This is a genomic window from Vibrio sp. CCUG 15886, assembly GCF_028570825.1.
GTDB classification, from domain to species: Bacteria; Pseudomonadota; Gammaproteobacteria; order Enterobacterales; family Vibrionaceae; genus Vibrio; species Vibrio vulnificus_B.
Map to the genome: position 1 here is coordinate 1 of NZ_JAQQBT010000022.1, position 12,943 is coordinate 12,943.

Genomic DNA, 12,943 nt, shown 5'->3' on the forward strand with positions numbered 1-12,943 from the left:
GCAGGTCTACCTGGATTCGAACCAGGGAATGGCGGCATCAAAAGCCGCTGCCTTACCGCTTGGCGATAGACCTGCAGTTGATAGCTTTCACTATCCGTTTCTAATCATCGACTAGAAACTTAAATAATGGTGCGGAAGGAGAGACTCGAACTCTCACACCTTGCGGCGCCAGAACCTAAATCTGGTGCGTCTACCAATTTCGCCACTTCCGCATTATTTATTCCTAAAAACTCTCAATGAAGAGAATGTTTAGGAATGGTGGCTACGACGGGATTCGAACCTGTGACCCCATCATTATGAGTGATGTGCTCTAACCAGCTGAGCTACGTAGCCATCTTTTGGAGCGAGACAATATAACTATTCTCTCTCTCAGTGACAACCCCTTTATGAAAGGTTTTCACTTAAATAGTTGGCAGGTCTACCTGGATTCGAACCAGGGAATGGCGGCATCAAAAGCCGCTGCCTTACCGCTTGGCGATAGACCTGCTGAAAACATGGTGCGGAAGGAGAGACTCGAACTCTCACACCTTGCGGCGCCAGAACCTAAATCTGGTGCGTCTACCAATTTCGCCACTTCCGCAACTATTCCTAATAACTCTTTAAAAAAGTTCTTAGGGATGGTGGCTACGACGGGATTCGAACCTGTGACCCCATCATTATGAGTGATGTGCTCTAACCAGCTGAGCTACGTAGCCAAAACCATGTTTTCCGTTCCTTTCGTTTCATCGCTGTCTCGTTGGGAACGGGGCGCATTATGAGGAGTTGCGTCACAACCGTCAACAGTTTTTTTAAATAAATCGGGGGAAATAAATCGTTCGCTTTCTTTTTAAACAAAGAGGCGTGTTTGTGATCGAAAAGTGCTAACAAATTGACTTGGTTTGAATAACTTAATATGAACTTTTTTCTCAGCCAATAAAAAAGCCAGCGATCTGGCTGGCTTTGTATTCGATTGAGTTGTTTAAAGTTTAAACAAACAATTAAACGTTGAAACGGAAATGAACCACATCGCCATCTTTAACGATGTACTCTTTGCCTTCTAGACGCCACTTACCTGCGTCTTTTGCTCCGTTTTCACCTTTAAATTGGATGAAGTCATCATAGGCAATCACTTCTGCACGGATGAAGCCTTTCTCAAAATCGGTGTGGATCTTGCCTGCCGCTTTTGGTGCAGTCGCACCGATAGGGATAGTCCATGCACGAACTTCTTTCACACCCGCAGTAAAGTATGTGTGTAGGCTCAGCAATTCGTAACCTGCACGGATGACGCGGTTTAGGCCTGGTTCTTCAATGCCCATATCCGCTAGGAATTCTGCACGCTCGTCATCTTCCAGCTCTGCCATTTCCGATTCGATCGCGGCACAAACAGGAACAACCACGTTGTTCTCTTTCGCTGCAAACTCGCGAACCGCGTCTAGGTATGGGTTGTTTTCGAAGCCATCTTCATTCACGTTAGCGATGTACATGGTTGGCTTCAGTGTTAGGAAGTTTAGGTAACCAACGGCGGCAAGTTCTTCTTTAGACAGTTCTACAGTACGTGCAGAGCCACCTTCGGTGAGGACAGGAAGCAGCTTTTCTAGAACAGTCAGTTCGAATTTCGCGTCTTTATCGCCGCCTTTCGCTTTCTTCGCTTGGCGTTGAATGGCGCGTTCGCAAGAATCAAGGTCAGCCATGGCCAGTTCAAGGTTGATCACTTCGATATCTTCGATTGGAGAGACTTTGCCTGCAACGTGAACAATATTTTCGTTTTCAAAACAACGAACTACGTGACCAATTGCGTCCGTTTCGCGGATGTTGGCTAGGAATTTATTACCCAGACCTTCGCCGCGAGATGCGCCAGCTACTAGACCTGCAATGTCAACGAATTCCATCGTGGTTGGCAGAATACGTTGTGGGTTTACGATTTTTGCCAATTCGTCTAAACGCAAATCTGGCACTGGTACCACGCCAGTGTTTGGTTCGATTGTACAGAACGGGAAGTTTGCGGCTTCAATACCCGCTTTAGTCAGTGCGTTAAACAGAGTTGATTTACCTACGTTTGGCAAGCCAACGATGCCACATTTAAAACCCATGATTGTAACCTTATTCAGCTTTGAACGTGTGGAGGCGGTTTTGTGCTTTGGATAGACCATCTTTGATCAAAATATCCAAGCAGCGAACAGATTCGTCGACGGTAGCGTCGAGTAAGGATTGTTCACTAGCAGGTGCTTTACCCAGTACAAAACCCGCTACTTTATCTTTGTGTCCAGGATGGCCAATGCCGATCCGTAGACGGTAGAATTCTTTATTGTTGCCCAGTTTACTAATGGTATCTCGCAAACCATTGTGGCCACCATGGCCACCACCTTTTTTGAACTTTGCGATACCAGGAGGAAGATCCAGTTCGTCATGCGCGACCATGATCTCTTCTGGTTGAATCTGATAAAACTTTGCCAATGCAGCAATGGCTTTACCAGAAAGGTTCATAAAAGTAGTAGGAATCAGTAAACGCAGTTCCTGACCATTCATCACAATACGTCCTGTTAAGCCATAGAACTTTGCTTCATTCTTTAGCGTAATGTTGTGAACGCGTGCCAGTTCTTCTACTACCCAAGCGCCCGCATTGTGGCGAGTTTTGGCATATTCAGGCCCAGGATTAGCAAGGCCGACAAGAAGTTTGATCTGTTGACTCAAGGTTAGGATCTCTTTGGAATCTTCAAAAGCGCGGTATGATAGCACAGAAAAGTAACGATGGGCGAGGCTAAGCCCATCGCAAATAAAAACACCCCAATCAAGGGGTGTTCTAAAAATGGACTAATCGAAAAGGGTGATTAGTTAAACATCGCAGAGATAGACTCTTCGTTGCTGATACGACGAATCGCTTCAGCCAACATGCCAGATAGAGTTAGTTGAGTCACTTTACCGGTTGCGGCCATCTCTTTGCTTAGGGTGATTGAGTCAGTGACGATCACTTGGTCAAGCACAGAGTTTTTAATGTTTTTCGCTGCGTTGCCTGAGAAGACGGCGTGAGTCGCGTAAGCAAATACACGTTTTGCACCACGCTCTTTTAGCGCTTCTGCTGCTTTACATAGCGTGCCGCCAGTGTCGATCATGTCATCAACGATCACACAGTCACGACCTTCAACATCACCGATAAGGTTCATCACTTCAGAAACGTTGGCACGTGGACGACGCTTATCGACGATAGCAATATCGATATCACCAAGCGCTTTTGCCGTTGCACGAGCACGAACAACACCACCGAGGTCTGGAGATACGACAACAGGATCTTCTAGGCCACGCGCGTGCATATCTTCAAGCAGTACTGGCGTACCGAAGATGTTGTCTACTGGCACATCGAAGAAGCCTTGAATTTGCTCTGCGTGTAGGTCAATCGTCAGAACGCGGTCAACACCTACGTTTGAAAGGAAGTCTGCGACTACTTTTGCAGTGATTGGCACACGCGCCGAACGCACACGGCGGTCTTGACGAGCGTAACCAAAGTAAGGAATAACTGCTGTAATACGGCCCGCTGAAGCGCGGCGCATTGCATCAATCATTACGACCAGCTCCATTAGGTTGTCGTTGGTCGGCGCACAGGTTGATTGAATAATGAAAACGTCACTACCACGTACATTTTCGTTGATTTGTACCGCTACTTCACCGTCAGAGAAACGAGAAACAGTGGCGTCACCAAGAGAGATGTAGAGACGATCAGCAATACGTTGGGCTAGTTCAGGTGTTGCGTTACCAGCAAATAGCTTCATATCAGGCACGGTGGAAACCTCAGGGTTGCGTCCAGTTTTTAAATAGGTCGGTTTTGGGCTGAAAGATAATCAGCCAACGTCTCTTTTAGCGGCGAAATATTGCGCCCTTGAGCGACAAATGCCGAGACATTGTCAGAGAGTTGGGCAAGGATTGATTCCGCTTCAGATCTGCTGTTAAATTCAGCGAAAACGCAAGATCCGGTCCCCGTCAATCTTGACGGCGCGTATTGTAGCAGCCATGAAAGTTGCTTATCAACCTTTGGGTGGATCATTCGGACAATTTTTTCGCAATCGTTTCCGTATTCGCTGTCAAGAAGCGTTTCCAGAGAACGCTTTGGCGTATTTCTCGTCAATTGTGGATGCGTGAAAATATCGACGGTGGCGATGTGCACATCGGGTCTCACCACCAAATACCACTTCTCTTCTGGTTGTGCTGGAGTCAGTTTTTCGCCAACACCTTCAGCAAATGCCGCATGGCCGCGCACAAAAACGGGCACATCCGCGCCCAGTTTTAAGCCAATGTCGGCTAATTCATCATCAGAAAGACCAAGTTGCCAAAGAAAATTCAGTGCAACCAATGCCGTTGCTGCATTGGAAGAACCACCGCCAATACCGCCGCCCATCGGCAATATTTTGTTCAGATGAATGTTGGCGCCCAAGGTACATCCCGTCTTTTTTTGGAGTGCATTGGCCGCTTTCCAAATGAGATTTTGTTCTACGGGGAGATCGACAATGTCTGGCGTCAGTGTGATATGACCGCTGTCATTGACTGTAATCGTGAGTTGATCGCCATGGTCGAGAAACTGAAATAACGTTTGCAGTTCGTGATAACCATTGTCAGTACGGCCATTGATGTACAAGAAAAGATTGAGTTTGGCCGGTGAGGGCCAAGTAGTTGGGCTGGTGATCATTATTTTAGCGTCCACTTACTCACAACGATATTTAATTTGATGTCTTGCTGGGTCAGGCTAAGCTTGGCTGGCAGCGGTACAACTTGCTGATGAAATTCCACATCACGATACTGCGTGTAGGCGATATGCCAACGCTGAAAATTGAGATCTTTCTCTAATGAGCTGAGTGTATTTTGCTCATTGAGTTGAAAGTCGTCAGCGCCATTAGGCAAACCGATGATCCAATCACTCAGTTGTTCGACAGGTATAACCAACCCGGTTAACTGTTGGACCAAAGCGGTCGCATTCGCGGCGGTTAAGATCTGATCGTCGTAGGTTTCAACGCGAGCACCTTGCGGCGTCATGGTGAGATTTAATGCGGTCTGGCCAAGAAATGTCGTAAAACGTAGGTTGCTTTGCGCTGGAGAGTGTTTCCAGTAGAAATTGAGGTTTTGTCGTTGATCTGGCGAGATGTAACCCAGTTTGCCAACGGCTTGAAATGATTGAATTTGTGACAGTTTGGCTTGATGACTTTGCCACTCAACGCTGGTGGGATGGTCCGGAAGGCCAGTACAGCCAACCATAAACAGCGGCAAGAGCATTAACCAAAAATAAGTTCGTCGAAACATGGCGGATACTTTCTGTCTGATTTAAGTCTTTGAGCGCTCAACTATAGCATCGAACTCACGAAGTAAGGAAAACAAATCCGCTACACCCTTTTAATAAAGTCGTGCATAAAGTAAAATTCGGCTCCTAATTTTCCATTCTGTACAGAGAAAGCACTATCGATGTCTTTGCTTGCTATTGGCATAAATCACCACACCGCGTCGGTTGACTTGCGAGAGAAAGTGGCGTTTGGTCCAGACAAACTGGCTAACGCACTGCAGCAGCTCAGCCAGCATGAAGCAGTCAATGGCAGCGTGATTCTCTCTACCTGTAACCGCACCGAAGTGTATTGCGATGTCAAATCGGGTGCACGCAGCAAGGTGATTGATTGGTTAAGCCAGTTTCATCAAATCGGTTTAGAAGAGCTCAAACCGAGTTTGTATGTGTACGAAGAACAAGCAGCAATTCGCCATCTGATGCGCGTTTCTTGCGGCTTGGATTCTTTGGTGCTGGGTGAACCACAAATATTAGGGCAGGTGAAACAGGCGTATTCCGACTCGCGTGAACAGCAGGCGGTGGATGCGTCTTTGGAAAAATTGTTTCAGAAAACCTTTTCCGTTGCTAAGCGCGTCCGCACTGAAACCGACATTGGCGGTAACGCCGTTTCGGTCGCGTATGCTGCTTGTACGTTAGCCAAACACATTTTTGAATCGTTAGAGAAATCGACGGTTCTATTGGTCGGTGCTGGTGAAACCATCGAGTTGGTGGCGAAGCACCTTCACGCGAATGGTTGTAGTAAAATGATTGTGGCAAACCGTACTCGCGAGCGTGCACTGACCTTAGCAGAACAATTTGATGCTCAGGTGATCAGCTTGCAAGATATTCCCAATCACCTTGCCAAAGCGGACATAGTGATCAGCTCAACGGCGAGCCCGCTGCCGATCATAGGTAAAGGCATGGTGGAAACTGCGCTTAAGCAACGTCGTCATCAGCCTATGTTGTTGGTGGATATTGCAGTCCCGCGTGATGTGGAAGCGCAAGTGGGCGAATTGAATGATGCTTACTTGTATACTGTTGACGATCTGCAATCGATTATTGACAGCAATATTGAGCAGCGCAAAGTCGAAGCGATCCAAGCAGAAGCGATCGTGGCGGAAGAAAGCGCCGCGTTTATGAGTTGGCTTCGCTCGCTCCAAGCGGTGGACAGTATTCGTGAGTATCGCCAGTCGGCCAATGAAATTCGTGAGGAATTACTCAGTAAAGCGCTGTTATCACTCGAAAGCGGTGGTGAGCCAGAGAAAGTACTGCGTGAACTGAGCAATCGCCTGACAAATAAACTCATCCATGCACCCACACGTGCGCTACAATTGGCCGCAGAGCAGGGTGAGCCCGCAAAATTAACCGTCATTCGCCAAAGCTTAGGGCTGGATGAACTCAAATAATTCTATCAATCAGTAAGATATATAAATGATGAAAGCCTCGATTCTAACCAAGCTAGAAATGCTGGTTGAGCGTTATGAAGAAGTGCAGCACCTTCTTGGTGATCCGGGAGTGATCGGTGACCAAGACAAATTCCGTGCACTGTCAAAAGAGTATTCTCAACTTGAAGAAGTCACTAAGTGCTTTACTGCCTATAAACAAGCGCAAGAAGATTTAGTTGCTGCGGAAGAGATGGCCAAAGAAGACGACGCAGAGATGCGTGAAATGGCGCAAGAAGAAATCAAAGCGGCAAAAGTGGCCATTGAAGATTTGGCTGCAGAGTTGCAAATTCTTCTGCTACCGAAAGATCCGAATGACGATCGCAACTGTTTCCTCGAAATTCGTGCGGGCGCAGGCGGTGATGAAGCCGGTATCTTTGCTGGTGATCTGTTCCGAATGTACAGCAAGTTTGCAGAAAAACGTGGTTGGCGTATTGAAGTCATGTCCGCGAATGAAGCAGAACATGGCGGCTACAAAGAGATGATCGCGAAAGTGAATGGCGATGGCGCTTACGGTTTCTTGAAGTTTGAATCGGGCGGTCACCGTGTTCAACGTGTTCCTGCAACCGAATCGCAAGGTCGCGTACACACCTCGGCGTGTACCGTGGCAATCATGCCTGAAATTCCTGAAGCGGAAATTCCAGAGATCAAAGCAAGCGATCTAAAAATTGATACTTTCCGCTCTTCTGGCGCGGGCGGTCAGCACGTTAACACCACCGACTCGGCAATCCGTATTACTCACTTACCAACCGGTACTGTCGTGGAGTGTCAGGACGAGCGTTCACAGCACAAAAACAAAGCCAAGGCGATGGCTGTTCTAGCGGCTCGTATTGTTCAAGCTGAAGAGGCTAAGCGTGCAGCTGAAGTGTCTGATACGCGTCGTAACCTGCTTGGTTCGGGCGATCGTAGTGACCGTATTCGTACCTACAACTACCCACAAGGCCGTGTGTCAGATCACCGCATCAACTTGACGATTTACCGTCTTTCTGAAGTGATGGAAGGCGATCTTCAGTCTTTGATCGATCCTGTGATTCAGGAACACCAAGCGGACCAATTGGCTGCTTTGGCGGAAAACAACTGATCCCATGTCTGAGTTGATGACACTAGATGCCGCTGTTAAACAGGCGGCATCTCGCTTTTCTGAGTTAGGCAATGATTCGCCGTCTTTAGACGCCGCGGTATTGCTTTGCCATGTACTGGATAAGCCGCGTAGCTATCTGTTTACCTGGCCAGATAAAATACTCACCGAACAAGAGCAGCAGCAGTTTGAAGCCTTAGTGGCGCGTCGACTGTCTGGCGAACCGGTGGCTTACATCATCGGTGAACGAGAGTTTTGGTCTTTGCCTTTTAAAGTCGCGCCATCGACGTTAATTCCTCGCCCCGATACCGAGCGTTTAGTGGAGTTGGCGCTAGAAAAAACTGCGACGCAAACGGGCTCTATCCTCGACTTAGGCACAGGCACGGGAGCGATTGCCATTGCACTGGCGTCTGAACTGCCACATCGCACTGTGATGGGCGTGGATTTGCAGCAGGAAGCGAAGCTGCTTGCTGAGTCGAATGCGCTGGCATTGAATATCAAAAATGTGACCTTTAAACAGGGCAGTTGGTTTGAACCTGTGGCTCAAGGCACAAAGTTTGCTTTAATCGTTTCCAATCCTCCTTATATTGATGAGAATGATCCCCATCTTAATCAAGGAGATGTGCGATTTGAGCCGAAAAGTGCTCTGGTTGCCGAAGAGTCTGGCCTGGCTGACATCCGTTATATCGCGCAACAGGCACGTGATTATCTTGAGCCTCATGGCTGGCTGATGTTTGAACATGGCTATGACCAAGGTATCGCTGTTCGAGAAATCCTAGATACGTTGGGATATCAAGAGGTAGCAACCGAAAAGGATTACGGTGGCAATGATCGAGTGACTTTGGGTTACTTCGTTGCTTTACCAGAAAACACGGATCACTAGATCCAGATATCAAAGAGAACACTATGTACGAAGCTCTGAAATACTTTCATTTACTCACCATTGTCATCAGCGCGTTGCTGCTTTCCGTTCGCTATGCATTGATGATGATGAATTCAAATAAGTTGAAGCACCCATTTTTACAGCGTTTTCCTCATATCAACGATTCATTATTGTTGCTCTCAGGAATCGCATTGATTGTGATGACCGGATTTATTCCTTTTACCCCATCAGCGCCGTGGTTAACTGAGAAGCTCACTTGCGTAATGGCTTACATTGCCCTTGGCTTCTTTACGCTTAAACTGGGTAAAAACAAGCTGCTACGTACCTTCTCTTTCTTTGGTGCACTCGGTTGGCTAGCGATGGCAGGCAAATTGGCGGTTTCAAAGACACCGATGTTTTTCGGTTAAGAATATTTAGTGTGAATTAAGGAAACGGATAACAGTAATGCTGGAATTGTTTGACGAAGATTTTGACAACATGGAGCTGGTGGAAGGGGCGTTAGAGCTCAATAAAGCCATTAATCCAGAAACAGAAGATCTTTGGGTAAAGCATGAGTTGGCTCGTTTGTTAAAAGAAGCGGAAAACGAACTGTTTGTCGAGCGAGATGAAAAGCAACGCTTTGACGCCTTTCTACGCCTGTTTTTCATCCAATGGCAGTTCCAAGGTGATCGTGAAGCCTATTTTGATTCAGACAACAGCTTTATTGATAAAGTATTGCAGCGTCGGAAAGGCATCCCTGTCAGTTTAGGAGCGATACTGCTTTATCTGGGTCGCCAGCTTGGCTTCGACTTGCATGGTGTCACCTTTCCAACCCAGTTTCTTTTGCGAGTGGATTGGTGTGAAGGAGGCGTTCAATACATCAACCCATTTAATGGTGAGTTTGTTGGCGAGCGCCTTTTACAAGCTTGGTTGATTGGCCACGAAGGGCCGTTAGCAACGTTGAAACCGGAGCATCTTGAGGTGGCGGATAACCCTACGGTGATTGGCCGCTGGCTTGCCTTGTTAAAAGGCGCACTACTTCGAGAAGAGCGCTATACTCTGGCTTTACGTTGTACCAATCTGGCGTTAACGTTTGTGCCAGATGACCCTTATGAAATTCGTGATCGCGGCTTTATCTATCAACAACTAGAGTGTCATCAAATTGCGGTGTCTGATTTTCAGTATTTTATTGATCAGTGTCCCGATGACCCAGCGGCAGAGCTGCTAAAAAAACAAGTTAACGTTATGAGTGGCAAAGCGGTCACTCTACATTGATCAAATAAGAGACATAATGATGGAACAGAAAATTGTTCAGATTGGCGATATCCAAGTTGCCAACGATAAGCCATTTACTTTGTTTGCTGGCATGAACGTACTAGAGTCACGTGATTTGGCGATGCAGATCTGTGAGCACTATGTGAAAGTGACCGATAAGTTGGGTATTCCTTACGTGTTCAAAGCATCTTTTGATAAAGCCAACCGCAGTTCTGTTCACTCATACCGTGGCCCAGGTCTTGAAGAAGGGATGAAAATCTTCCAAGAGCTGAAAGACACGTTTGGCGTGAAGATCATCACCGATGTTCACACAGAAGCACAAGCGCAGCCTGTAGCGGATGTGGTGGATGTTATCCAGCTACCTGCGTTCTTGGCTCGCCAGACTGACCTTGTGGAAGCGATGGCCAAAACGGGCGCGGTAATCAACGTGAAGAAACCGCAGTTCATGAGCCCTGGTCAAGTGGGCAACATCGTTGAGAAATTTGCGGAGTGTGGCAACGATAAGATCATTCTTTGTGAGCGTGGTTCTTGTCATGGTTACGATAACCTAGTCGTAGATATGCTGGGTTTTGGCGTAATGAAAAAAGCGTCAAAAGGTAGCCCAATCATTTTTGATGTGACGCACTCACTGCAAATGCGCGACCCATCAGGCGCGGCTTCAGGCGGTCGCCGTGAACAGACCGTTGAACTAGCGAAGGCCGGTTTGGCAACGGGTATTGCTGGTCTGTTTATTGAGGCGCACCCAAATCCAGACCAAGCACGTTGTGATGGCCCATCGGCATTGCCACTCGACAAACTAGAGCCGTTCCTTGCGCAAATGAAAGCACTGGACGATCTTGTGAAAAGCTTCGCGAGTATCGATATCCGATAATATTTTCGTGTTATCGAGATTAAAAAAAGGACCGATAAAACGGTCCTTTTTTGTTTTTTCCGTCGGCTTCTCTTTCGTGATGTGGTGGCTTTTTATTCTGACTCTGTTTAATTAGTGAACTTAATCACAACTTCAGTTGATATCATCATATCTTAGTCAAACGTTTGCCTGTGATCGCATGAGTTTTGTCACTGTAACTCTCAGGCTTTGTTACAGTTTTTCGTGGTTTTTATAGTGATCAATGCATCATAAATATGAAAACGCGCTGAAATGGTTTGGCCAGTTACTTTAAACTGTATCAAGTTTTACAGCCAACCTAACTCGGTTTAATAAATTGAGCTTATGTTTAAAAAGGCCTGTAGATATTTGCAGTGGAATCCCCAAAAAGTTCAAAAGGTATGACAATGAAGCAACGCCTGATTGTAAAAACCGCGCTTAGCGCAGCTATTCTGGCAACTCTGGCGGGTTGTGCAACTCAGCCAACTCAAGAATGGGCAGCAGATACAACTTACAAACTGACAGTACTGCACACGAACGACCACCACGGCCGTTTCTGGCAAAACAAATACGGTGAGTACGGTATGGCAGCTCGCAAAACTCTGATCGATGAGTTGCGTGCTGAAATCCAAGCGGAAGGCGGCAGCGTACTGCTACTTTCAGGTGGTGATATCAACACAGGTGTTCCTGAGTCAGACCTTCAAGATGCTGAGCCAGATTTCAAAGGCATGAGCAAAATCGGTTACGACGCAATGGCGCTGGGTAACCACGAGTTTGACAATCCTCTAGACGTACTGATGAAGCAGAAAGAGTGGGCTAACTTCCCAATGCTGTCTGCCAACATTTACGACAAGAAAACCGGCGAGCGCATGTTCCAAGCTTACGAGATGTTCGATAAGCAAGGTATCAAAATTGCGGTTATCGGTCTAACAACCGAAGATACAGCTAAGCTAGGCAACCCAGAATTCATCGGCGCAATTGACTTCCGTGATCCGAAGGAAGAAGCGAAGAAGCTGATTGCTGAGCTAAAAGAAACAGAAAAACCAGATTTGATCTTCGCCGTGACGCACATGGGTCACTACGAAGATGGTAAGCGTGGCATCAACGCTCCTGGCGATGTGGCACTGGCTCGTTACCTAAACGAAGGTGACCTAGACATGATCGTCGGTGGTCACTCGCAAGAGCCGGTTTGTATGGAAGCACCAAATGTGGTGAAGAAAAACTTCAAACCAGCAGACGAGTGTAAGCCAGACCAACAAAACGGCACTTGCATCGTGCAAGCGCACGAGTGGGGTAAATACGTTGGCCGTGCTGATTACGAGTTCCGCAATGGTGAGCTACGCATGGTGAGCTACGATCTGATTCCGGTTAACCTGAAGAAGAAAGTGGAAGTCGATGGTAAGAGCCAGCGCGTCTTCATTGAAAGCGAAATTAAAGAAGATACTGCATTGCTAGAGTTCCTACGTCCTTACCAAGAGAAAGGTCAAGAGCAACTTAATGTGAAGATTGCAGACACGAATGGCAAGCTTGAAGGTGACCGTAACGTGGTTCGCTTCCAGCAAACTAACCTAGGTCGTCTGATTGCCGTATCACACATGGAGCGTGCAAAAGCCGACTTCGCAGTGATGAACTCAGGTGGCGTGCGTGACTCGATTGAAGCAGGCGAAGTGACTTACAAAGACGTCCTTACCGTTCAGCCTTTTGCAAACATCCTGACTTACACCGATATGACGGGTAAAGAAGTGCTGGACTACCTAAACGTAGTTGCAACGAAACCTGTTGATTCAGGTGCTTACGCGCAATTCGCCGGTATCTCAATGACAGTGGCTAACGGCAAAGTATCGAACGTATTCATTGGTGGCAAACAGCTTCGTCTAGATGAAACTTACCGCTTCACCGTACCAAGCTACAACGCCGCGGGTGGTGATGGTTACCCTAAACTGACTGGTCACCCTGGTTACGTGAACACTGGTTTTGTGGATGCTGAAGTACTGAAAGAGTTCCTAGAGAAGAACAGCCCAATCGATGTGAACAAGTTCGCGCCAAATGGTGAAATTGTTTACAAATAATCGATAAGAGAAAGAGTTTGACTCAATCTCGCTGATATCTTTAACTAAAGCGCTATTCCGATCTGGGATAGCGC

The 12,943-nt window shown here is 47.1% G+C and carries 12 protein-coding genes and 6 tRNA genes; 7 read left to right on the forward strand and 11 right to left on the reverse strand.

Annotated elements, in window-relative coordinates; all coding sequences use genetic code 11:
* Position 1: 1 nt before the first annotated feature.
* The 11 genes from PQQ36_RS20750 to lolB form a co-directional block, all read right to left on the reverse strand.
* A tRNA-Gln gene (locus PQQ36_RS20750) sits at positions 2-73 on the reverse strand.
* Positions 74-127: 54 nt separating this feature from the next.
* Positions 128-212: transfer RNA gene (locus PQQ36_RS20755), tRNA-Leu, on the reverse strand.
* Positions 213-256: 44 nt separating this feature from the next.
* Positions 257-333 (reverse strand) — tRNA-Met (locus PQQ36_RS20760).
* A 77-nt stretch (positions 334-410) separates the two neighbouring features.
* Positions 411-485 (reverse strand) — tRNA-Gln (locus tag PQQ36_RS20765).
* Between the two features lie 10 nt (positions 486-495).
* Positions 496-580, reverse strand: a tRNA-Leu gene (locus PQQ36_RS20770).
* A 38-nt stretch (positions 581-618) separates the two neighbouring features.
* A tRNA-Met gene (locus tag PQQ36_RS20775) sits at positions 619-695 on the reverse strand.
* Between the two features lie 282 nt (positions 696-977).
* Entirely contained in the window at positions 978-2,069 is a 1,092-nt protein-coding gene (ychF, locus tag PQQ36_RS20780) for a redox-regulated ATPase YchF (protein ID WP_011149723.1), read from the reverse strand.
* A gap of 10 nt (positions 2,070-2,079) precedes the next feature.
* A complete protein-coding gene (gene pth / locus PQQ36_RS20785) occupies positions 2,080-2,670 on the reverse strand; it encodes an aminoacyl-tRNA hydrolase (RefSeq protein ID WP_011078372.1) in 591 nt (196 codons plus the stop codon).
* A gap of 137 nt (positions 2,671-2,807) precedes the next feature.
* On the reverse strand, positions 2,808-3,752 hold the full coding sequence (locus PQQ36_RS20790) for a ribose-phosphate pyrophosphokinase (RefSeq protein ID WP_011078371.1): 945 nt from the start codon (positions 3,750-3,752) through the stop codon (positions 2,808-2,810).
* Between the two features lie 29 nt (positions 3,753-3,781).
* Positions 3,782-4,669, reverse strand: coding sequence for a 4-(cytidine 5'-diphospho)-2-C-methyl-D-erythritol kinase (gene ispE / locus PQQ36_RS20795; protein WP_044023925.1), 888 nt, complete (start codon positions 4,667-4,669; stop codon positions 3,782-3,784).
* Complete coding sequence (gene lolB, locus PQQ36_RS20800; RefSeq protein WP_017789290.1) at positions 4,654-5,262, reverse strand: lipoprotein insertase outer membrane protein LolB; 609 nt, start codon at positions 5,260-5,262, stop codon at positions 4,654-4,656. Before lolB ends, ispE begins: the two co-directional genes overlap by 16 nt.
* Positions 5,263-5,421: 159 nt before the next feature.
* On the opposite strand from lolB, the gene hemA reads away from it, so the two are divergent.
* The 7 genes from hemA (at position 5,422) to ushA (ending at position 12,869) form a co-directional block, all read left to right on the forward strand.
* Positions 5,422-6,681, forward strand: a complete 1,260-nt coding sequence (gene hemA, locus PQQ36_RS20805) for a glutamyl-tRNA reductase (protein ID WP_013572270.1) — start codon at positions 5,422-5,424, stop codon at positions 6,679-6,681.
* A gap of 28 nt (positions 6,682-6,709) precedes the next feature.
* Positions 6,710-7,798 (forward strand): peptide chain release factor 1, encoded by a 1,089-nt coding sequence (gene prfA, locus PQQ36_RS20810; protein WP_011078367.1) that lies wholly within the window; start codon positions 6,710-6,712, stop codon positions 7,796-7,798.
* Between the two features lie 16 nt (positions 7,799-7,814).
* The gene (gene prmC, locus PQQ36_RS20815) at positions 7,815-8,678 is read left to right on the forward strand and encodes a peptide chain release factor N(5)-glutamine methyltransferase (RefSeq protein WP_370293146.1); all 864 of its coding nucleotides are present in this window, start codon (positions 7,815-7,817) and stop codon (positions 8,676-8,678) included.
* A 23-nt stretch (positions 8,679-8,701) separates the two neighbouring features.
* Complete coding sequence (locus PQQ36_RS20820; RefSeq protein ID WP_013572269.1) at positions 8,702-9,085, forward strand: SirB2 family protein; 384 nt, start codon at positions 8,702-8,704, stop codon at positions 9,083-9,085.
* A 37-nt stretch (positions 9,086-9,122) separates the two neighbouring features.
* Positions 9,123-9,932, forward strand: coding sequence for a SirB1 family protein (locus tag PQQ36_RS20825; RefSeq protein ID WP_011078364.1), 810 nt, complete (start codon positions 9,123-9,125; stop codon positions 9,930-9,932).
* 19 nt (positions 9,933-9,951) lie between these two features.
* Positions 9,952-10,803, forward strand: a complete 852-nt coding sequence (kdsA, locus tag PQQ36_RS20830; protein ID WP_044023985.1) for a 3-deoxy-8-phosphooctulonate synthase — start codon at positions 9,952-9,954, stop codon at positions 10,801-10,803.
* Between the two features lie 404 nt (positions 10,804-11,207).
* Complete coding sequence (gene ushA / locus PQQ36_RS20835; protein WP_273662502.1) at positions 11,208-12,869, forward strand: bifunctional UDP-sugar hydrolase/5'-nucleotidase UshA; 1,662 nt, start codon at positions 11,208-11,210, stop codon at positions 12,867-12,869.
* Positions 12,870-12,943 lie beyond the last annotated feature (74 nt).